This window comes from Clostridium nitrophenolicum (assembly GCF_055391695.1).
Window position 1 is genome coordinate 3,406,651 of sequence record NZ_AP042469.1, and the last position, 21,481, is coordinate 3,428,131.

Annotated in this window: 17 protein-coding genes; 4 read left to right on the forward strand and 13 right to left on the reverse strand. The window is 31.7% G+C overall.

What is annotated here, in order from left to right:
* Nucleotides 1-86: 86 nt before the first annotated feature.
* Nucleotides 87-239, reverse strand: coding sequence for a sigma factor (locus tag ACZ5N4_RS16285; RefSeq protein ID WP_464203553.1), 153 nt, complete (start codon nucleotides 237-239; stop codon nucleotides 87-89).
* Between the two features lie 470 nt (nucleotides 240-709).
* Nucleotides 710-2,185 carry a protein adenylyltransferase SelO gene (locus tag ACZ5N4_RS16290; protein ID WP_464203554.1) on the reverse strand — a complete coding sequence of 492 codons (1,476 nt, stop codon included), beginning with the start codon at nucleotides 2,183-2,185 and terminating at the stop codon, nucleotides 710-712.
* 379 nt (nucleotides 2,186-2,564) lie between these two features.
* Here ACZ5N4_RS16290 and ACZ5N4_RS16295 point away from each other — a divergent pair, with 379 nt between their 5' ends.
* A complete protein-coding gene (locus ACZ5N4_RS16295) occupies nucleotides 2,565-2,954 on the forward strand; it encodes a rhodanese-like domain-containing protein (RefSeq protein WP_464203555.1) in 390 nt (129 codons plus the stop codon).
* A 77-nt stretch (nucleotides 2,955-3,031) separates the two neighbouring features.
* Here the strand turns inward: ACZ5N4_RS16295 and ACZ5N4_RS16300 are convergent, their stop codons facing one another.
* The 4 genes from ACZ5N4_RS16300 to ACZ5N4_RS16315 all read right to left on the reverse strand — a co-directional run bounded on the left by ACZ5N4_RS16300 (nucleotide 3,032) and on the right by ACZ5N4_RS16315 (nucleotide 7,341).
* Nucleotides 3,032-4,144 (reverse strand): helix-turn-helix domain-containing protein, encoded by a 1,113-nt coding sequence (locus ACZ5N4_RS16300; RefSeq protein WP_464203556.1) that lies wholly within the window; start codon nucleotides 4,142-4,144, stop codon nucleotides 3,032-3,034.
* A gap of 184 nt (nucleotides 4,145-4,328) precedes the next feature.
* Nucleotides 4,329-5,093 carry a MerR family transcriptional regulator gene (locus ACZ5N4_RS16305; RefSeq protein WP_464203557.1) on the reverse strand — a complete coding sequence of 255 codons (765 nt, stop codon included), beginning with the start codon at nucleotides 5,091-5,093 and terminating at the stop codon, nucleotides 4,329-4,331.
* A gap of 574 nt (nucleotides 5,094-5,667) precedes the next feature.
* On the reverse strand, nucleotides 5,668-6,444 hold the full coding sequence (locus ACZ5N4_RS16310) for a PIG-L deacetylase family protein (protein WP_464203558.1): 777 nt from the start codon (nucleotides 6,442-6,444) through the stop codon (nucleotides 5,668-5,670).
* A gap of 324 nt (nucleotides 6,445-6,768) precedes the next feature.
* Nucleotides 6,769-7,341, reverse strand: coding sequence for a ferritin-like domain-containing protein (locus tag ACZ5N4_RS16315; protein WP_464210979.1), 573 nt, complete (start codon nucleotides 7,339-7,341; stop codon nucleotides 6,769-6,771).
* A 200-nt stretch (nucleotides 7,342-7,541) separates the two neighbouring features.
* Here ACZ5N4_RS16315 and ACZ5N4_RS16320 point away from each other — a divergent pair, with 200 nt between their 5' ends.
* Together ACZ5N4_RS16320 and spoVB are read left to right on the forward strand one after the other, a co-directional pair.
* Nucleotides 7,542-8,708 carry an SH3 domain-containing protein gene (locus ACZ5N4_RS16320; protein ID WP_464203559.1) on the forward strand — a complete coding sequence of 389 codons (1,167 nt, stop codon included), beginning with the start codon at nucleotides 7,542-7,544 and terminating at the stop codon, nucleotides 8,706-8,708.
* A 207-nt stretch (nucleotides 8,709-8,915) separates the two neighbouring features.
* Nucleotides 8,916-10,421 (forward strand): stage V sporulation protein B, encoded by a 1,506-nt coding sequence (gene spoVB / locus ACZ5N4_RS16325; RefSeq protein WP_464203560.1) that lies wholly within the window; start codon nucleotides 8,916-8,918, stop codon nucleotides 10,419-10,421.
* A gap of 79 nt (nucleotides 10,422-10,500) precedes the next feature.
* Here spoVB and ACZ5N4_RS16330 read toward each other — a convergent pair whose 3' ends face one another.
* From ACZ5N4_RS16330 to ACZ5N4_RS16340, 3 genes are all read right to left on the reverse strand, one after another.
* Nucleotides 10,501-11,802 carry a DUF4179 domain-containing protein gene (locus ACZ5N4_RS16330; RefSeq protein WP_464203561.1) on the reverse strand — a complete coding sequence of 434 codons (1,302 nt, stop codon included), beginning with the start codon at nucleotides 11,800-11,802 and terminating at the stop codon, nucleotides 10,501-10,503.
* A gap of 4 nt (nucleotides 11,803-11,806) precedes the next feature.
* The gene (locus tag ACZ5N4_RS16335; protein WP_464203562.1) at nucleotides 11,807-12,364 is read right to left on the reverse strand and encodes a sigma-70 family RNA polymerase sigma factor; all 558 of its coding nucleotides are present in this window, start codon (nucleotides 12,362-12,364) and stop codon (nucleotides 11,807-11,809) included.
* A 144-nt stretch (nucleotides 12,365-12,508) separates the two neighbouring features.
* A complete protein-coding gene (locus ACZ5N4_RS16340; protein ID WP_464203563.1) occupies nucleotides 12,509-12,928 on the reverse strand; it encodes a hypothetical protein in 420 nt (139 codons plus the stop codon).
* A gap of 751 nt (nucleotides 12,929-13,679) precedes the next feature.
* Between ACZ5N4_RS16340 and ACZ5N4_RS16345 the strand changes: the two genes are divergently transcribed.
* Nucleotides 13,680-14,573 carry a permease gene (locus ACZ5N4_RS16345; protein WP_464203564.1) on the forward strand — a complete coding sequence of 298 codons (894 nt, stop codon included), beginning with the start codon at nucleotides 13,680-13,682 and terminating at the stop codon, nucleotides 14,571-14,573.
* Between the two features lie 44 nt (nucleotides 14,574-14,617).
* Here the strand turns inward: ACZ5N4_RS16345 and ACZ5N4_RS16350 are convergent, their stop codons facing one another.
* From ACZ5N4_RS16350 to ACZ5N4_RS16365, 4 genes are all read right to left on the reverse strand, one after another.
* A complete protein-coding gene (locus ACZ5N4_RS16350) occupies nucleotides 14,618-16,225 on the reverse strand; it encodes a putative polysaccharide biosynthesis protein (RefSeq protein WP_464203565.1) in 1,608 nt (535 codons plus the stop codon).
* A gap of 44 nt (nucleotides 16,226-16,269) precedes the next feature.
* The gene (locus ACZ5N4_RS16355; RefSeq protein ID WP_464203566.1) at nucleotides 16,270-17,229 is read right to left on the reverse strand and encodes an RluA family pseudouridine synthase; all 960 of its coding nucleotides are present in this window, start codon (nucleotides 17,227-17,229) and stop codon (nucleotides 16,270-16,272) included.
* A 610-nt stretch (nucleotides 17,230-17,839) separates the two neighbouring features.
* Nucleotides 17,840-19,012 (reverse strand): M20 metallopeptidase family protein, encoded by a 1,173-nt coding sequence (locus tag ACZ5N4_RS16360; RefSeq protein ID WP_464203567.1) that lies wholly within the window; start codon nucleotides 19,010-19,012, stop codon nucleotides 17,840-17,842.
* Between the two features lie 25 nt (nucleotides 19,013-19,037).
* Nucleotides 19,038-21,194: a cell division protein FtsA gene (locus ACZ5N4_RS16365; protein ID WP_464203568.1), complete on the reverse strand. Its 2,157-nt coding sequence runs from the start codon at nucleotides 21,192-21,194 to the stop codon at nucleotides 19,038-19,040.
* Nucleotides 21,195-21,481 lie beyond the last annotated feature (287 nt).

A 21,481-nucleotide genomic window follows, 5' to 3' on the forward strand; every position in this document is an offset into this window, starting at 1 on the left:
ACTTGAGTTGATATAAATAAAGCAGGCAAATTGCTCCTACTAAAAGTTTGTATACCAAAATATTATAATTCACCATCCATGAAGCTTTATGTCGTTTTAATAGATGATTTGCATTTAAAATTTCCTATAGAGATAATCGCCTTAACAAAGGTTTCGGAAAGTAAATCTTCTGAAAGGATAGGATTTTTAGTAATACTCAACAAATAGTTATAGATGTCCTGCTTATATTCAAAATACATTTTTCAATCTGCTTCACTGATATCCCCCTTTCATATAATGAGTCACATCATTGCTCAAAATCTTACACAAGTTATTATATAAATTTTATATAACATATTTAAAAACAAAATTTAAAAAGAAGTTTAACTAGTTTATATCTAAAATTTTCATTTTACTCTTTATTCTGTCATCAACTATAACATAATAGCAAAACAGAAAAAGAAGAAGAACCCCATCTGAGTATTCTCCTTCCTTATTATTAATAAAATATTTCTGTGCCTTTTCATTAAAGTGTAACTATATGCTATCTATATTTTTTATAATTTATTTAGTATATGGTACGAACCCCAATACTATTATCATCTTTAAAGCCCGTTATACCAATCCCTCTGAAGAAAACCTCCTTTACTTGTGATATGGTTCACCGTTAACAATCCTAAATTTAATGAAATATTGTTAATTCCTAATCTAAGTCCGTCTATCTTCATTATCATGTACCGCAAAATGTTCGGTAAGGACGGTCTGATTTCTCAGGCAGTGTGGAATAATCAGCCTGTTCAGGAGAGTGTGCGTAAGGACAGGAAAGAACATTAATAAGTCTCTCCATCACGCTGTAGTCTCCATGTTTCACCGCAGCTTCTAGCGCTTCTTCTACCCGGTGGTTCCGAGGAATTAGAGCTGGGTTATTGCTTTGCATCAACTGATATGAGGAGGCTTTTGGTTCCTGCTGTCTATCTAGTCTCGCCTGCCACAGCTCATGCCACTGAGTAAATTCTGTGGTGTCAAACATCATCGTATCCGACAACTTATTAAAAGTTAATGCACGGAAAGTATTGGTGTAGTCCGTACCATACTTCTGCATCATATTTAGGAGGTCTTCAATTAGAGCCTCATCCTGCTGCTCTTCGTTAAAGATTCCCAGTTTTGCTCTCATTCCTTCCAGCCAATTAATATTATATAACTCAGCAAAATCTGAAATCGCATCCTGGGCCAATTTTACAGCCTGCTCCTGGTTGTCATGCAGCAGCGGTAATAGAGTTTCAGCAAATCTCGCCAGGTTCCATGCTGCAATATTGGGCTGATTGCCATAGGCATATCGGCCACGAATGTCAATGGAGCTAAATACCGTTGCTGGGTCGTAAGTATCCATGAAGGCACAAGGGCCGTAATCAATGGTTTCTCCACTAATGGTCATATTGTCAGTGTTCATAACTCCGTGAATAAAGCCAACCAGTTGCCATTTTGCAATCAATACAGCTTGACGTTTGATTACTTCCTTAAGCAGAGAAAGATAGCGATTCTCATCATCACCAACCTCTGGAAAATGCCTTTTCAATGTGTAATCAGCCAAGGACCGAAGCTCCTCAATAGTGCCCCATTGTGCAACATATTGAAAGGTACCCACCCGCAAATGACTAGCTGCTACACGGGTAAGGATTGCGCCAGGCTGCTCGGTTTCGCGGATTATTGACTCACCGGTTGTCACCACTGCTAGACTGCGGGTGGTAGGAATACCAAGTCCATACATTGCTTCGCTAATAATGTATTCCCGCAGCATCGGGCCAAGTGCCGCTCGGCCATCGCCACCGCGGGAATACGGCGTTTCACCTGAACCCTTTAACTGAATATCAAATCGTTCGCCTTTTGGAGTAATCTGTTCACCGAGCAGCACAGCCCTACCGTCGCCGAGCATTGTAAAATGTCCAAATTGATGCCCTGAATAAGCTTGAGCAAGAGGTAAAGCGCCGTCCGGAATCTTGTTCCCAGCAAATACTGCTGTACCATCATCGCTTTTCAGTGCCAGGAAGTTCAACCCCAAGGATGTTGCTAAGGAATCATTGAAAATAATCAACTTCGGTGAGGGTACAGGAGTTGGATTCTGTCTAGTAAAAAATGATTTTGGAAGACGAGCATAACTGTTGTCTAAATTCCATCCTGTTTCTATTATTTCTTTTGTCTCTATCATAGTATCTCCTCTCCTCCTTCTATTTTTTTGTATCTTAGCTTTTTCTTTTAGATAAAATAAAAATTATAGGTATTCCATGATATTTTTAGTTATTTACTTTCTATGTTAACACAACGCAACCCTTTTTAGTGTCTGCTTCTGCCAACTTATTATACTCTTTACACAAAAATGCGTCCTATAAGTATTTTCAGGTTTAAAATTAATAATCTTTAAGTTAATTTATCCTTTTCTTCTATATCCTCTCTTGTCGAATATGTTATTACAAATGAAAAAATAACTCTTGCTTTTATACCCCTAGGTGGTATAATTGTTTTATAGTTAGGAATTTTGATTATAATATTAATATAAAAACTAATACTATAGATGAGGAGTGCTTACAATGCAAAACTTTATTTTAATACTCGGTGTTGCTATCTTAGCCTTTATACTATATCGTAGATTTGCCTTTACTACTAATAAGAATATAAAGAATGTTACCGCTGATGAAGCCCATCAATTAATTAAAACTACTAAAGACCTTATAATTCTAGATGTAAGAACTAATCAGGAGTTTAAGTCTGGCCATATACCTGGTTCAAAGTCTATTCCTGTAGGAGAACTTACTTCAAGAATTAATGAACTTGAAAAATATAAGGATAATCCTATATTAGTTCACTGTACTTCAGGAGGTAGAAGCCCGGCAGCAGTAAAAGTTCTTTTAAAACATAATTTTAGTAAAATATATCATATGAATCGCGGTTTATCCGGTTGGAAATATGGCTTAAAATAATATATATAAGTCAAATAAAGGTGGTAGTTCAAAATGTTGAACTACCACCTTTATACTATGATTCTAAACTAATGTAATTATTTTTTACTTAAGGATCTTTCCTCTAATTTTTTCAAATCATTTATTATACTTATGAATTCTTTACTTTCTCTAATTATATCAAATATTGGTTGTTCAAAAATCTTGAATATATTCTCATATAAATTCATTGTTATCGTGCGATTCCCAGCTGAAATTTCGTTAAAGCACCAAATTGAGCTGAATTTAGCTGGCTCATTTATATCATTCTTCCCTATATCTTCTATCATATTGTGTAACATATCTATTGCTTTTTTTGTTTCATTAAATTTTAAATATGCTTCAGCAAAAATTAAATATTCCATTGATAATCCAAATGCTGAATATTCATCAGTAGAAAAGACTTTTTTAATATTAATAGATAAGTTGTAATATTTCTCTATCATCTTTAAATCTTTTTCTTCTTTCATAAATGAATTGGCTAACCCCATACATACTAGACCTATATCATTAATACTTTTATATAAATTACTTTGCAGCAATTCCCTTGCTTTTTTTAGTTCATTCCTTTTAATATGTATACTGGCAAGTAACATATCAGGATCAAGCTTACTTTTATTAATTTTACTCAAAGCCTCTATAGCTTTATCCTCTTCCTCTATTGATGGGTACAATGCACCAAGCTGATATAATGCTTGTTCAACTAATTCTGCTTTATTGCAATTTTGAGATACATCTTCAAATAATTCAATAGAATAATCCATCATCTTCTTACAGACTTCTTCATCTGAACCTTTCCATGAATACATAGTAAATAAAAATCCTACTCTAAGTTTTAAGTAATAACTAGATGGATACTTTAATACATAATTCTTGCACTTATCTATTGCATCATCTAAAGCACCACTACTAAATAGACTCTCACATTCACTGTATATTTTCATAACTTCCTCATCTGAAAGCTCAATTTTAAAATTTAGTAATTTATCAATTGTAATATTAAAAAATGCTGCAAGCACTGGTAATAAAGTTATATCTGGATATGAACTTCCACTTTCCCATTTCGATACTGCTGCTGTTGATACCCCAATAAAGCTTCCTAATTGTTCTTGAGTAATTCCTTTTTCTTTTCTTAATTTTAAAATAACTTCCCCTATTAGCAATTTATCCATGCTTAACCACTCTCCTGATTTCATTTTGCTTTAAGAGCTCTTATACTTTTATTGTAATTTAATTTTCTTCATATACCAATAGATAAATAGTTGAATGCTGCATGATAAATTTAACCGCTAGTTAAGTTACAACTAAATTTAGGCAAAAGAAACACCGGAGCACTGCCCCGATGTTTTATTATTTTTATTTATTCATTCCTGTATAGATGAAAATAGCATCTCTTAGAAAGGCTGCTAAGCCCGGTTGATTCTTATCATAATATGCTGTGAATCTTTCGTCATCTACATACATTTGAGCAAGCCCTGCATGTGCTTCTTTACTGTAGCTAGACCAAGAATAACTTAGCCACTGACGATGCAAATCTGCAGCTTTCTGCGCAAGTTCACCAGCTGGATTACCAGTCTCAAATGCTTTGCTTAGTGTATCAATTACATCACGTTCAAGTTTTTTTAGCTCAGCATACTGCTCCTCTGTCATGTTTTTTAATTTTTTATTTGATTTATCTACTGTTTCGTCACCATATTTTTCTCTGATTTCTTTACCATACTTCTTCTCATTTTCATCAATCATTTTTTGTTTAAAGCCTTCAAATTTTTCTTTATTACTCATTTTAACTCTCCCTTCCGTTGCAGCTATTGTTTTATCAACATTTGCAATTAACATGTTTAATTGTTCTCGTTTTTCAAGAAGCTTCTCACGATGTTCTCTAAGCGCAGCTGTACCATCAAAGGAGGGCGAAGTTATTATTTCCTTAATACTCTCCAAGCTTACCCCTAGCTCCCTATAAAACAGTATTTGCTGCAATCTATCTACTTCTTTTTCTCCATAGATACGATATCCTGAAGAATTCATTCTTGCCGGCTTAAGAATTCCAATTTCATCATAATATCGCAGTGTCCTAGTACTGACACCTGCCATTTTTCCTAGTTTTTGCACCGTGTATTCCATTTGTACCCTCTCCTGTATTCTCAATATGCATATTAAGGCTATCAGTCAGTATGTCTCCTGACAAGATTAATATACACCTTTACGCAGCGTGAATGTCAATAAGTTTTTAAAAAATATAAAAAGGTTCAAAAGACTTTGAACCTTTTTTGCAGTATTACTTTTAATAACACTTATCTTCCTATAAATACTTTTTAATGTTTCATTAAAGCTAAATTTCCTTGTATGGTAAAAAACTCTCATATAACTCTTACTTCTTAAATATTTAATTTTCTCACCTATTTTGTAAACATAGATTTTGTCTTTGTATACGATGACAATTTTTTACTGACTTTTCATTGTCCTCACAAAATTGAGTTACGGTTTTATTACTTCACGGGATGCTTTATTCAACGCATAAACCCGAATATCTGGTATTTATCCGATGTCTATCGCCACTAACACCCCAACTTCTTAAAGTTGGGGATAAGTGGCGCTACGACCCTGGATAACGGCTTCTAAGCTTCAGATGAAGTTTAAAACTCCACCTGAAGCCAAGAATCCTGTTTATATCGTATGTTCTATTCCGCTCTTGTAATTATGTATGGTAATATGAATACATATTACCACTCTTAGCAGGATCCACCTTATCAAATAGGTTCTGAACTGAGTGATATCCTACTCCGTACTTTCCGGTAGTTGGCGACCATAATTTGTAAGCACTTTGCGCATTTACTACTGTATTTTGGTAAGCTAAGCTTCCTTCTTGGTATGCTGTAACTCCACTAACTGTTATTGATGAAGGAATCCCGCTTGTAAAGTGCTCTGGGCTAATATAAAATCTTGGATTTGTTATATGTCCCTTTGCTTTTAAGTCTTGTACTACTTGGGCACAAGCTTGGTGATCGGGACTTGTATCTGTATAAGATGTAACCCTAACCATAGTTACAGATGGTCCACCATAAGCATATATCCAATCTTTTATTGCATTGAATATAGTTGTTTTATTAGCATTACAAGTATCATCTTTTATACCAACTTTTATGATTGCATTTGTTACTCCTAGAGCATTAACTGCTCTCTGTTGCTCCTCATATCTAGCATTTGACATTTCAACCGCGTCCATATATGAGCCTACTGTATACCCTTCTCCTACTGGATTATGATATCTTCCATGAATACCGCACCAGAGTGGTTGTGGAGGCGAAACGCTCTCATCTAAGTTATTAATTATATATCTTGCTGAACTACCAGAACCATCTGTAACTAACATAATAAAAACATTATGTCCTGCTGCTAAATAATTTTTGATAGCCATTCCCATAGATAAAGTTTCGTCATCTTGATGTGGTGATACAAATAATACATTTGCCATAATATAATACCTCCGTCAAAATCGTAGTAGTTTACAGTTCTCATTAATCTTATATAAAATTGTAACATATATTATATATTATTACTTACACACTATTCATAAGAATACATATGAAGTAGAATAATCAGTATAATTCTAACTATACATGAAAATTGTAACATACCATTCACCTTTATATTATTATGATTTTATTGTATTCTATCCATTACCTAATATTAACAAATCTAACTCAAGGGATTTAGAGAATAAAAAATAGTCGATTCCAACATCAATATTATCAATATCGATGTTGGAACCGACTCTCAGAATTCTAAACACATCTGTTTATGCTATTTTTCCTTTACCTGTAAGTTCAATATGCTCCTCTTCAACTCCAGATAAAGCAGCAAATACTTCTACTATAGTTTTATCCCCTATTTCTTTGCTGTATCTTTCATAGTATTCAACAGCATGTTTTTCTCTCTTACAAGCCATTTCCAGCAATATATCATCACTGTCATACTTTGAATAATCCATGTCTCTTAAAACAGGATTATCTTTAATACCACCTATTTTTTTATGTATTCTTGCATGCATATACTCAATTCTTGATAAAGCCTCAAATATTTTTTTAACTTTTTCATCTTCAGCAATTGTTGATGCTTTTTTGTAAAAATCTCCATTAAATACTTCTAATTTAACAGCATGGTCAATTATTTTCAAAGCATTGTCATCAAGCTCACTTTTATCATAATCAAACTCTTTACCATCTATTTGCAAATATTGTTGTGGTGCACCACAAAATGGACAATATTTTATATTCTCTTTACTGTTTGAACTAATAAAAGCTTCTTTATTGAAGTTATAATTCTTATCATTAATCTCCATACCACAAATTACGCATACTAATTTTTCCATAGTTCCATCCCTTCCTTCAATTAGCATAATAATCATAATAAGTATACCATAATTTCATGAAATATTACCCATAATCTTAATATTTTAATCCATAATTTGCGTGTTGATGTAAACCATATTCCTGTTTATAATTATGATTACAGTTCGAAAAAATTCCTCACTGAGTGCATACAATTCATATATATAGGAGGGTTTATATAATGAAAAGATATAAATCATTATTTCTTGCTGCCTTATTTGCAGTTGCTACAGTGACTACTCCGATAAGCATGGTAAGTGCTAGTACAGTGCAAACACCAATTACAAGAGCTCAAGCAGAGCAAAGAGCTTTAAGCATGATTAATCTAACTTGGACATACTCTGCCAGCAAAAATGGAACAATTGACCCTAATTATGCTTCAAGCGTTACTCAACCGAAGCAGTTTGCCAATGTTTCCACTGTCCAAGTTACGGGGATCCCTTATAACTGGGGTGGACAAGACAGCTTAGATTCAAATTCAATCGATTCTACATGGTCAAACTTTGTTGAAGCTATTAATAATGGGGCTTATGCTGGTAACGTAAATACAACTGCTGGACAACAACATGTACCTGGCACTGCTGGAATTGATTGTTCTGGATTCATACAAGCAACTTTTAATATTAAAGATAGCAAAATATCTACTTCAACTATGTTTGATAAATATTTTACTAAAATTAATCTAAGTGATATTAAACATATGGATATATTGGACAGGCCAGGTGATCACGTAGCTATATTCGACAGATGGGGTTCATTAAATGGAGTGCAAGGTGCTTTCACATATGAATCTACTTATGAAGATGTCTTTGGTGGAATACAAGGTACAAAAAGATATTTCATAACTATGGATGATATCAATAATGGATATATTCCAGGTAGGTATGTTAACATTGTTGAAGACAGCTCAAGTGGTTCATCTACATCAAATTCAGTTAGCGCAGGAACATTTGGTCAAATAACAAATGTAAATAGTTATGCAAATTTTAGAGCTAATCCTTCAACTAGCGCTGATATTATAGGTACTGTTCCTAAGAATACTATTGCATATTTAATTGATTATTCTAACGGCTGGTATCAAATAAAATATAATGGACAAGTAGGTTGGATATATGGAACTTTAATCACTTCAGTAAAAAGTGGTGAATATGTAACAGTAAACAATTCCACTTATCAGCTGAATATAAGAAACAATCCTACAACGGTATCTTCTAATATTATAGGAGTGTTAAGCCAAGGCCAATATGCTCAAGTACTAGATTATTCTGTAGATGGAAGTTGGATGAAAATCAGCGTTAATGGAGTTCAAGGATGGGCATCTAGCAAATATTTAAGCTATATAAATTAATAAAATTATAAGTATCTATTCAAGCACAGCTTTTACGAGCTGTGCTTTTTTATGTTTATACATACATCATTAAATGGAATATAATTATTTAATTTAACATAGTTATTAATACTAGGGAATACAAGCTTTATTTTACATCTGCTTTAGTTGTACTTTAATTACTAAAGTGATAACCTAAAAAACATTATTTAGTATAGGGGTTTGTGTATGAGAAGGGATAGATTTTTAAAAAATTCACTTATATTAATTAGCTCTAATTTAATTACAGGAGTATTCGGTTTTATATTTACTATAATTTTATCTCGTGAATTAGGTGCTGAAGGAATGGGACTTTATGGCCTTGTAATGCCTATCTACGATTTATTTATATGTCTTATATCTGGAGGAATGGTCACTGCTATATCAAAGGTTGCAGCAATATATTTCTCTAAGGACGATTTTAGGAACTTAAACAGATCTATAGATATTTCATTATTATTCGATTGTGTATGGGCTCTAATTATAGTAAGCCTCGTATTTGTTTATGCTCAGTACATAAGTGTTTATATTATAAAAGATGTAAGAACTATACATGCTGTACAAGTTATGTGTCCTGCTATGCTTTTCATAGCATTATCTGCAATTTTAAAGGGATATTTCTATGGTACTTCTAATATTAAAATACCTGCTTTTATTGATATTTTAGAAAAGTTTTTAAGGATAGTAGTTTTAGTAACTATAGTAACTCTTTTTTCACTTAATGATGTTAAAAACACCGTAACTGCCGCTTACGTAACATTGACATTTGGTGAACTAGTAAGTCTTATTCTTCTTTATGCTGCTTATAAAATTAAAAAATCGCATTATAAATTTAACTTTACCGCAGCTGAAGACAAGCTTCAGCTTTTATTTAACATACTGGTTATATCTTTTCCACTGTGTTTAAATGGCTTTCTATCAACAGCTATATCTGCTGCATCTGCTTTAATAGTACCAAGAAGACTTGTGAGTGCAGGAATAGAATACAGTATGGCACTGTCCATGATTGGTAAATTCAAAGGTATGTCTTTAAATATAATCTTTTTTCCAATGCTCATAGTTATGTCAATTTCAACTGTACTCATACCAGATCTCTCTGAAAAAATAGAGAAAAAAAATTACTGGGATGCAGAGCATAGAATATCACAGGTCTTAAAAATAGCTTTATTACTAGGTATTACTACTATGATAATATGCTTAAATATGCCTAATTCCTTAGGAGAACTTTTCTATGGCAGAAAGGACCTAGGACCATACATTAAGTTTTGCTCCTTTGCCGCTCCTATTGTCTTTACCTCTGCTACCACCTTTGGCATATTGAATGGATTGGGAAAGCAAAATATAATTCTACGAAATTCACTAATTGTAGCATTTGAGGAATTGTTCCTTTTGTATGTACTCACAGGAATATCATGGATAAATATTTATGGTTATGGTATATCCCTCATAATAACCTCCATAACAACTTTAGCACTAAACTTATATGAGATAAAAAGAATATGTAATTTAAACATTACAAAATATGATATATTCATAATGATGCTTTTAGGAATTCTGCTCTATTTTGTATTAGCTATATTAAACAATGTATTACCTTCGCAAATGTTTGCACTTAAAAACTTATCCATGATAGCAATTTCTTTTCTCATATCACTTGTTTTTGCTTTATATATAACTAAGAGTAGATATAGATAAGCATTTTACAAAGGATACTATAAAACAGGTAGTCTTTTTCGGCTACCTGTTTAATGTTTTAATATATATTTATCAGTTTCTATTTTAATTTAATAGTAAATTTATATGCCTCATTTAGTTTATAGAACTCTTCTAATCTCACAGCACCTAGTTTATATTTTTTATCTTTAGCTAATCCTTTAAAGTACATTATAAACTCATGTTGATTGAGAGGGTCTTTTTGAGTATTAAATCTATTTTCTGGTTCAATTAACTTTCCCCCTTCATCAACCAAGCACAATGCTTGGGATTGGGTTATAGGAATTTTCCCTTCTGCAATATATGAAATCTTAAGTATATCTTTATCCCATTCAACATTATTGACTATAAGTTTTCCTAGATTTTCTTGTGGCATTTCAATTGGCAACTTATTCATATCATATATTCTTGGATTAACTTGGTAGTTATCATTAAATTCAAATGGTATAAATGTTAGATATTTTGTATCTCCATTTATTAAGCTATTAAAATGCATTTCTCCTTTACCTCCATCTGAAGAAGCACTCCTAGCTTTAATTTCATTTCCTTTGTCGTCTAATAAGAAGTAGTGATATTTTATCAGTGAGCCATAAACTTCTATTCCCATAGATAGCGGGGATATACTTATCCTTTTAATAAAAATTTTTTCTTCTCCAAGGTTTATAATCTTATTTATTCTATAATTCTTAGTTTCTTTCTTAACGTCCTTTTTATTAACTTTTATATTGAAATTCCAGCTACCCTGTATTCTATCTATTTCTTTAACGCTCATAGCCAAATAAAATGTATTTGTAATATTTTCTCTCATCGTGTCTATTTCCAAAACTCCATCATATCTTTTATCATTAACAAATTTACCTGAACCTCCATAACCACAACTAAGCACTTTGCCATTGATTTTAAACTCTATTATACTTATATTGGGATTTTTTATTACTTCACTCATTTTTTTATCACTAATAATAGAATAGGAAATTAATACGTGATTATTATCACTTACTATTTCGTTAACCCTAAACTCAATGCCTTTATCGTAAGAAGACAGGTTAACATTTTTAATATATTTTTTGTAGTTTGTGTAATCACCTCTAAGGGTTTGAATAGTTTGAATTACAGAATTTTGTATATTAGAGGCTAGTGTTGGATTAGCAATAATAAAAGTTCCTAAACATATTAATAAAAGTGCTGCTGCAATATACTTTCTTCTTCTCTTGGTTCCATTTAATTTTTTCTTAATTTTATTTTTAATTCTCTTATACGCAACTTTGTCCAACTGAAAATCTTCATTATAATCATCTTCTAACTTTGCATAATTCAAAAGTGAATAAATACTACTGTCATCATATTTATCTTTTTTATTCATATCATTACCTCCCGATAATTTTCTGCCACTTATTTCTTATAGCTTTTCTACCTCTAGATAGCCTATTGTCAATAGCACTTCTAGGCATGTCCAAATGTTTCGCAATGTCGCTTATATTTTCATTTAAGATGTAACGTTTAATAAATATATCCCTATCCACTTCACTCATATCCATTATCACGCTATGAAGAGTAGCTATTTCACTATCTCGAATTATCTTATCCTCTATGTTGTCTTTTGCTATACTTATGTTCTCTTCTAGCTCTACTGTTTGTTGATGTTTACTAAGTTTTCTCAAGTAGTCAATTGCTTTATACTTAGAAACTGCTATAAGCCATTTTTTGAATGGTGTAACATTAGGATTATATTTTTCTATGTTTTTCCAAATTCCTATAAAGATATCACTTACACATTCTTCAATATCTTCTTTTGTAGTGATATCACCTAATATGTCAATCACAACCTTATAAACTAAATTTAAATATTTAGAATATATATAGTCTAGTGCCGTCTCATTTCTACACTTTAATTCATCAATAAAGTTATTTTCATCTACTTTCATTTTTTATACCTCCTGAAAAGCTCTTCACTAAATAAATACGAATGTTAATTAAATTTCTATCATAAAAAAAGAAAAAATCCCTTAATAGGGATATAGTAGTCTTATATGATAATCGTAATTTTATTCTTTCTCATTAATGTGAGTTTAACCTTCCTGCAATTTATTTTTCAAATCTCTAATATATATATCTTGTATTTTATTTAAATCCCAAAACAGGTAAGAGACAATTCTCACTATAGGGTTTTTAATAAAAATATTTTCTATAATTATTAATTTTGTTCCACCTGTTTTAGTTGGATAGAAATGGCCTGTCCAATTGCCATAGAACATCTTATTTTCCATGTTAAAAACATATTTTATGTATTCTGCTTTTTCAACAAGAGTAAATTTAGTGTAATTTTTATTATCATAGTATTCTAACCATTGACTTCCATCCTCAATAGGCTCTATTTTTTTAATATCAGAACGCCATTTGTAATCCTCGTTATTGGTTAAAACATTCCAGACAGCATCTACTTTTGATTTAAAATATACCGTTTTTTCAGCTATTCTTGCTTTTGCCATACCTTATCCCTCCATATAACATACTCATTTATTTTACTGTTATTAAATAAAGATAATCTAATAGCTTTAAAATTTTTTAACATAAAGTATAGAGAATTTAATTTCAATATCTATTCTATAATTACTTTCCCATAATCTTCATAAGTAAATTTTAGCATATTAACTATGACAACTGTATGTCATATCTATCCAAAAGATAAAAAGAGACAAAATTTTAGGTACTAGAGCCGTACTTACTCTGGTATCTAAAATTTTGCCTCTAATATAATATGGGGTAAAAAGGAAAATTTTCAAATTTGAATTCTCTATTATCTTATATATTCGTAAGCACCGTAGCTTCTTGCTGCATCCATCATGGCTTGTACATATTCAAAAGGGGCTTTTGGAGTTAGAATATCTTCTCTAATTTTTATACTTGTTCCCCCTCTTATTGCCTAATAAACGTAAAGTATCTCAATTTCCTATTGTATTTTTATTTTGAAATCAAAACAACAATTATAATTAAATTTAATAAGCTTATATATGCTTATATCTTTTTCTTATAAAGTAATCTATATTTTTACTTCAATTTAATTTTGAATAAAACACTTCACATATTAAAACTAGATATATTAATTATGAAACTTTATATGCATTTTAAATAGAAAAGATTTTAAAAATTTGAAAATCAAATAACTCTTGTAAAGAGGTTAAAATCCCAGTAAAATAGCATTGTCGCAATAATACAGTTAATGACTAAGGAGGAATAATTATGTTAAAAGTTTTATTAGCAGCAATCTTAGTTACAGGTGTAATATTTTTATTTGTACTTGTAAAGGACTACATGAATAAATCAAAGCAAGGTGAGCTTGGAAATGAAAGTTTTTTAACCTCAGGTCTTGTGGGAATGGTTGCAAACTTTTTCGATACTTTAGGTATAGGAAGCTTTGCTATCGAAACTTCATTATTTAAAAACCTAAAACTTGTAGGCGATAAAAAAATACCTGGTACATTAAACGTTGGTGCTACAATTCCAACAGTTTGTGAAGCCTTAATATTTTTAACAGTAGTACAAGTTGAACCAATAACTCTTATAAGTATGATTCTAGCAGCTGTAGCTGGTGCTCTTATAGGAGCTGGGATCATATCTAAACTAAATGAAAAAGCTGTTCAAGGTTCCATGGGACTTGCCCTTGTTTGTATAGCACTCATAATGATAGCAGGACAATTAAATCTTTTCCCAGTTGGAGGAAATGCAATCGGCTTATCTGGTGGAAAACTCATAATCGGAATTATAGGTAATTTTATATTTGGTGCTCTTAATACTCTAGGTATAGGATTATTTGCTCCATGTATGGCTCTAGTATTTGCTTTAGGTATGGATCCAAAGGTTTCTTTCCCAATAATGATGGGTTCAGGTGCAATACTACTTCCATTTGCATCCTTTAAGTTCATAAAAGAAGGTGCTCACGCTCCTAAGACTTCTCTGGCTATTAATATTATGGGTCCAATAGGTGTTTTAGTAGCAGCTTATCTTGTTAAATCTCTACCACTTGCTACATTAAAATGGTTAGTTATCGGTGTAGTATTGTATACAGCATTTATAATGTATAAATCCTTTAAATCCAACAAAAATAAAACCTCAGAATTAGAAAAATCTGCTTAATAAAAAATAACACTGATTTTACATCAGTGTTATTTTTTATTTATTTACTTAATTCTTTTTAAAATGAACCTTGGTATAAGTCTAGTTATTTTTCTTGGCATACTTTGTAAATCCCTCTTAGTGATGCCTCCAGTTACTGTTAATCCCATCATATATACAAGCACACCTACTATAACACATACTATAGTTAGAGATGTATTAAGAAAGTATCCTCTCTTTGAAAAACCAAGTAGATATTTAAATACATAGTTCACAACAAATACTGCTCCTCCCATTATTGCAGAGGCAAAGAAAGGTTTTAAAGCATGAACTACTATACTCAATCTTACTCCTAGAGATCTTCTGATTATTCTATGATTTAAAATTATAGGAACTAAAAATCCAACTACACTTCCGCCTATTGCTCCTAGAATATTTATACTTGGTATAGCAATTAAGAAGTAATTTGTAACTATTTTAAAAACTATTCCTATAACAGAGTACAATGTTGCAGTATAAAGTTTTCCTATACTTTGTAATATTGTAGTTTGTATTTGCATTACAGACATCAATACTAAAACTATTGAGCCATATGTCATTATATATGATCCTCCCCCAAATTTGAGCATTTGGAAAACTGGATCACTTAGTACTGCAAGTCCTACAGCACAAGGTACAGCAATTAAAAAGCAAAGTCTAAAGGAGTAATTAATTTTATCTTTTACTTGCACTTTATCTTTGATAGCAACAGCTGCTGATATTGCTGGAAGTATTGCCATAGATAGAGAAGATATTATGGCTATAGGAACGTTTAAAAGCTGTTGGTATTTTGTTAAAAATCCATACAGTATAGTTGCTTGAATTTCCGGTACCCCACCAGCCATCAATCTAACCTTAGTATTACCTAAATCTACCAAATTTCCTGCATATGTCATGCCAACGCATACAGTAATAGGTATTCCATATTTTATAATCTTTCTTACTAGCTGTTTAGTAGTAAATCTTCTTACCTCTTCATTTATATCGTCTTTATGTATTCTAAACTTTTTATTTTTTTCATAATAAAACATCAAGAATGCAGCAGATATTAGTGCTCCTATAGATGTACCTATGGCCCCTCCTGCACACCCAGCTTCAACACCATATTTTATAAGCATAGCAGCAAACAACAGAGAGAAGACAGTATTTGCAACTTGCTCTATTACCTGTGAAACAGCTGTAGGAGTCATATTTCCCCTGCCTTGAAAGTATCCTCTATAAGCAGAAGCTATTGATGTAAAGAGAATTGCCGGTGCTAATGTTAACAGCGACAAGTAAGCTTTTTTATAATGCACAGCATTGGCAAAAGGCCCTGCAAAAATAAGCAACATAATCGACATGACAACCCCAGCTATAAATAAAATAGCCCTGGCTATTTTAAAACTTTTTACTGCATCCTTATAGTTTTTAACTGCTATAAGCTCAGATACAAGTTTTGAAATAGCCACTGGTATGCCTGAATTTGTCAGTACAAATATAAATACATATACTTGATATGAAGCCCCGTATATTCCGTAACCTTCATCACCTATAATTATTCTTAAAAATGGTATGTACAGCAAGGACAGTATCTTTACCATCATACTTGCCACAGAAAGTATAGCAAAACCTTTAGTGGTTGATTGTTCCTTCATTTTAAAAACTCCCTATCCACAACCTTAATTAAAAGTTAAATATATTAGAATTTCTCAAATATATCATTCTTTATCTTTTTAAATACTGGCGGCAAGCTTTCTGCTATAGTCTTGTTTTCTAAATAAGATAATTTTTCTGGACAATCCTTAAATATAAGCTTATATGCATATAAAAACTGATAGTTTAGCCCATATTTATTAACGAAAAAGTTGTTTAACTTTGATATTCCGTATTTAGCATCACCTATTATTGGATTTCCAAGATGGTTCAAATGAGCTCTTAACTGATGACTTCTTCCTGTCAATAGTTCTAATTCAACCAATGAATATGTTCCAACACTTTGAAGAGTCTTTACCCTAGTAGATATTTTTTTTGTATCTTTCTTTGGTGAATCAAAAATTTTAGATATATTTTCATCTTCATTTTTAGATATGTATCCCTCATATAAGCCATCTTTTGCTCTTCCCTTTACAACAGCCATATAATATTTATCTATTTTTCTTTCTCTAATCATTTCATTTAATAATCTTAGTGCTTCATAGTTTTTTCCGTATATAACGATACCTGATGTGTTTCTATCAAGTCTATTGCAAGGTGCTGGAGTAAAAGTTACTTCCTTTTCCGGATTATAATCTCCTTTATCATATAAATATGAAAGCACATAATCTGTTAATGTAGAATCTCCTTTTTTGCTATCAGAATGCACCAATACACCTGGCCATTTTTCTACTATTAACATATTTTCATCTTCATAAGTAATCTTTAAGAAATTGCTTTCTATTCTTGTGAACTTTTCTTTCTTTTCGCTAGAAGATATATCTCTTGTCTCTACTAAATCACCTTCAACTAGAGAATACTTTTCCTTAACTTTTTTTCCATTTACTTTTACGTCACCTTTTCTTATAGTCTTATATATAGCACTTAAAGGAACATCTTTAAGCCATTTTCTCATAAACTTATCAATTCTTTGTCCCGCCTCATTTGGCCCAATTTCAATTTTCATGTAATCACTCCTAGTATTTTATAATAATGTTCTGCATCATTCTCCATTTTTATCTTGATATTGACATTTTAATATATTAAACAACATCTAATTATATACTACTATTGTTACCAAAATCAATACATATAAATACTAATATTTTATCCAGTAGCTACCATCCGTAACACTCCCATTGGATATACTAGATAATCCAATCCTGGATAAGTTCTTCTAAAACTCAATTGGAGAGAGGTAATCATCATAAATAAACTCCACCCGAGCCTAAGAATCACTTAATATTAGAACTAAAAAATACCCTATATAAAACTATATATAAGGTACTTTTTGATCAGATATCTATATAAATATATAACTTTGGCACTTGACTTAACTAAGGTATTCATAGGTGTACCTCTGACAGTACATTTAATGATTTTATGTTAGCTCTTGGCGAAGCTGCTTTAGAACCTCAACAATCTTAAATACTGTTTGAGCATAGCGAGTTTATTTAAGATTGTTGAAGTTCTTAGCAACAAGCCTTAGAGATAACTAAAATTATTAACAGTACAGAAGAGGTACACCTATGAATACCGCTAATAAGCCAAGCATCTAGGTTGAACATCTATATATATTATTTAAGAAATTCAAAGGCTGCTTGACATTGTATTGCAACTCCAACTGCCAGACAATCCTCATCAACATCAAATAAGCTTCCATGAGCTGGATGAATTATACCTTTGCTTTCATTTCTAGAGCCTAAATAATAAAATGCCGAAGGTCTCTCTAATGAAAAATATGCAAAACTCTCAACTCCCATACTTGGACTTTGAAGCATCTTTATATTATCTTTTCCTATAACTTTTTCTGCAGAATTTAAAAGTATATTCACAGCCTCATCATTGTTGTATAAGCAAGGATAGCTTTCTTCAATGTCTATTTCACACTGTCCTCTCATTGAATGTACTATACCTTCCACAACTTCCACAAGTCTCTGTTTTACATAAGCTCTGTGTTCTGTTGTCATTACTCTTATAATACCAGATATAGTCACTTCTTCAGGTATTATATTTGGAGCAGTACCTCCATGAATTGAACCTATGGTTAAAACCGCTGGATCAGTAGGTGGCAATTCTCTGCTTATAATATTTTGAAGAGCTAGAACCACAGAACTAGCTATAACTACAGGGTCAACGCCTGTGTGTGGGCGTGCTCCATGTGCGCCTTTTCCCTTAATTTTTATTGCAAAAGGATTAGATGCTGCGTTTACCACACCAGTTTTTACACCAATTTTTCCTGTTTCCAAGTTTTCTTCTACATGAAGTCCAAACACCATATCTACATGAGGATTCTCTAATACGCCCTCATCTATCATTACCTGTGCTCCCCCTGTTGTTTCCTCAGCTGGTTCAAAAAATAATTTTACATTCCCTTTTAATTCACTCTTTATGCTATTTAAAACCTTTGCTGCTCCAAGAAGTATTGTAGTATGAGCATCGTGTCCGCAAGCGTGCATTCTTCCTTTAACTGTTGAGACATAACTACAACTCTTTTTGTCTTCAAGAGGAAGGGCATCTATATCTCCTCTAAGAGCAACAGTCTTTTGTCCGTTACCTTTTATTATTCCACATATGCCGGTACCTGCAGTTTCTGTATATTCTATACCTTCTTTTGTTAGAAATTCCTTTATTTTATCAGAAGTCCTATGTTCTTCATAGCCTAACTCTGGATGCATATGAAAATCTCTTCTTAAGTCTACTAACTCTTCTTTAATATCAGTTGCTAATTTTAAAAAATCTAATTCCATTGCCACCTCTCCAATCTGTATAATATTATTGCCAACCAAGCTCTATAACATCTCCGTCTAGAAGCTTATCATGATATCCAGCATTTTTCCCATTTAATAATAGGTATAAACTGCCTTTTGGTATTGTTAAATCAAATTCTATATAATTGAATATATCTATAAATATATAGTCCTCTTTACCTTTTAAAATTACAGGTTCCTTATTGACTATAACCTGAATATAATCCTTAACTATACTTGAGCTACTTTCTTCTGCTATACTAGCAGCAGCTTCTTGATATATATTTGTATCTTCACTGTTATTCTGCGTATTAAAGCTACTTAGATTCTCCTGTTCTTCATCAATAATTTCTTTCTTTGCTTTATCTTCATTTTCTTTTATGTTTTCACTTTCTGTAACTTCCTCATTTGACTTAGTTTCTTCCATTGTCAATTCTTCTTTACTTATTCTATATATTCTATCTCCTTCATTTATAGCATAATCGTCAGAAAGTTCCTCGCCATTTAGAAAGTAGTTAAAACTTGAATTGTTATCTGCAAAATATTTCTTGTAATCTCCTAGTGCTTCTGGATATATTATTTGAACATCATCATTTTCCTTAATTTGTGCTTCTAAATCAACTCTTTCATCATTAATATATGTAACTGGTTCTAAATTTTCAAGAATATCATTAACAAAGAAGCTTATAGAATGAATTTTTCTTACATAGTCCTTAATTTTCGGACATGCATTATTTCCATCAACAGCATAATTTATTTCTATGCTATCCCCTTCTTTTACTTCTTCATCGATACTGGACTTTTCACCATTTACCTTAATTTCTGCGTTACTTGCAAGTGTTCCAAAGGCTACTCTTTTTATATCATTCAGTATAAACCTTATATTCCTACCATTCTTTCCAATCAACACCTTAGGATTTACCCCAGCTTGCATCATAACATCCATTATTGTATGCTTATGAGAATTAAATAAACTAATAACATTGTCATTTAAAAATACATCTATAAAATCATGTCCTAGCCTTTTAATTGAAACTAAAGCAATTCCTAAAACAGTAACACCAATACTACCTAACGAGTTATCTTCACATACACAATCTATAACCGCATCTCTTCCCTTTATTCCTATTCTTTGAAGAGGAATATTTAGTTTTTCTGAAAGAAATTCTTTTAGCTTCGGTGTATGTGCTCCTCCACCAACTAAAAATACCGCATTAGGAGCTTTATCTCCATTTAATTCTATTATCTTGCTTCCTATTTCCTCAGCTATTTTTTTAACAGATGGACTTATTAATTTTATTACCTCTTCCGATACAATTTCATTTTCAAGACCTAAAACATCAGTATATGTAACTTTCTCTTTTTCGCTGCACTGTTTTTTTATAATTTCGGCAGTATTAAAGTCTACTAAATAGTTCTGAGCTATAATTTCCGTTATTTCATCTCCAGCCATAGGAACCATCCCATAGGCACTAATAGTATCTTTACTGCTTATAGCTATATCTGAAGTTCCAGCACCTACATCCACTAGTGCCAAATTTAAAAGTCTTAAATTTTTAGGTATTGCTGCCTCCATAGCTGCTATTGGCTCTAATGTAAGACTTATAACCTGAAGCCCTACTTTATTCATTACGGAGTAAAGGCTGTCTACAACGGATCTTGGAAGAAATGTAGCTATAACTTCTGCTCCTATATTTTCTCCCTTATGGGAAAGTAGATTGCTAATAACATATCCATTTAAATAATAATTTTTTACACTATATCCAACACAATACAGCTTTCCTTCTGTCTGATTATTAATTTTTTCTTCTGCTGCTTTAACAGCCGTTAGCTCTAGGCTTCTAATTGCATCCTTGTCAATTTCTTTATCGTAGTCAACTTTCAGTTCAGATTTGCAAACTACTGTCCTTAAGAATCTTCCTGCCGCTGCAATTGCCACACATTCCATTTTTACATTTAGCTTACTTTCAATTTGCTTTTTCACAGTGCTTACTGCGCTAGCAACTAAGGATACATCGTGGATTTGCCCATCCACCATGGCCCTTTCTTCATGTTCCACACAATACTCAGCTACTACATGAAACTTCTTATCTTTTATAATACCTGCAGTACCTATAACTGAGCGTGTACCAATATCAAGTGCAAATATTAAATCTTGTGGGTTAACATTATTACCGTCCATAACAGTACCTCTTTTTTTATAATTTAAAAGCTCATATTCTAAGAATATGGTCTATTGTCTTAATAAAATTATAATTAATTATGAAATGTTTGTAAACTAGCCTATATGAATGAATTTGTTAAGATTTAGATCATAAAAATATTTAATATCATATAAATTATTTTTGACGTATTTTTGACGACAAATGGTAGGGATAGTAATAATTACGCAAGATGAAACTAGAAATAGTAAAAGATTTAAATAATGTAGAATGGTATTAACCTATATATGCACTAAAGAAAAAGCTC

Coding starts and splice junctions, on each gene's coding strand:
- ACZ5N4_RS16285 (WP_464203553.1), bottom strand. CDS start 239: ATGTATTTTGAATATAAGCAGGACATCTATAACTATTTGTTGAGTATT.
- ACZ5N4_RS16290 (WP_464203554.1), bottom strand. CDS start 2,185: ATGATAGAGACAAAAGAAATAATAGAAACAGGATGGAATTTAGACAAC.
- ACZ5N4_RS16295 (WP_464203555.1), top strand. CDS start 2,565: ATGCAAAACTTTATTTTAATACTCGGTGTTGCTATCTTAGCCTTTATA.
- ACZ5N4_RS16300 (WP_464203556.1), bottom strand. CDS start 4,144: ATGGATAAATTGCTAATAGGGGAAGTTATTTTAAAATTAAGAAAAGAA.
- ACZ5N4_RS16305 (WP_464203557.1), bottom strand. CDS start 5,093: ATGGAATACACGGTGCAAAAACTAGGAAAAATGGCAGGTGTCAGTACT.
- ACZ5N4_RS16310 (WP_464203558.1), bottom strand. CDS start 6,444: ATGGCAAATGTATTATTTGTATCACCACATCAAGATGACGAAACTTTA.
- ACZ5N4_RS16315 (WP_464210979.1), bottom strand. CDS start 7,341: ATGGAAAAATTAGTATGCGTAATTTGTGGTATGGAGATTAATGATAAG.
- ACZ5N4_RS16320 (WP_464203559.1), top strand. CDS start 7,542: ATGAAAAGATATAAATCATTATTTCTTGCTGCCTTATTTGCAGTTGCT.
- spoVB (WP_464203560.1), top strand. CDS start 8,916: ATGAGAAGGGATAGATTTTTAAAAAATTCACTTATATTAATTAGCTCT.
- ACZ5N4_RS16330 (WP_464203561.1), bottom strand. CDS start 11,802: ATGAATAAAAAAGATAAATATGATGACAGTAGTATTTATTCACTTTTG.
- ACZ5N4_RS16335 (WP_464203562.1), bottom strand. CDS start 12,364: ATGAAAGTAGATGAAAATAACTTTATTGATGAATTAAAGTGTAGAAAT.
- ACZ5N4_RS16340 (WP_464203563.1), bottom strand. CDS start 12,928: ATGGCAAAAGCAAGAATAGCTGAAAAAACGGTATATTTTAAATCAAAA.
- ACZ5N4_RS16345 (WP_464203564.1), top strand. CDS start 13,680: ATGTTAAAAGTTTTATTAGCAGCAATCTTAGTTACAGGTGTAATATTT.
- ACZ5N4_RS16350 (WP_464203565.1), bottom strand. CDS start 16,225: ATGAAGGAACAATCAACCACTAAAGGTTTTGCTATACTTTCTGTGGCA.
- ACZ5N4_RS16355 (WP_464203566.1), bottom strand. CDS start 17,229: ATGAAAATTGAAATTGGGCCAAATGAGGCGGGACAAAGAATTGATAAG.
- ACZ5N4_RS16360 (WP_464203567.1), bottom strand. CDS start 19,012: ATGGAATTAGATTTTTTAAAATTAGCAACTGATATTAAAGAAGAGTTA.
- ACZ5N4_RS16365 (WP_464203568.1), bottom strand. CDS start 21,194: ATGGACGGTAATAATGTTAACCCACAAGATTTAATATTTGCACTTGAT.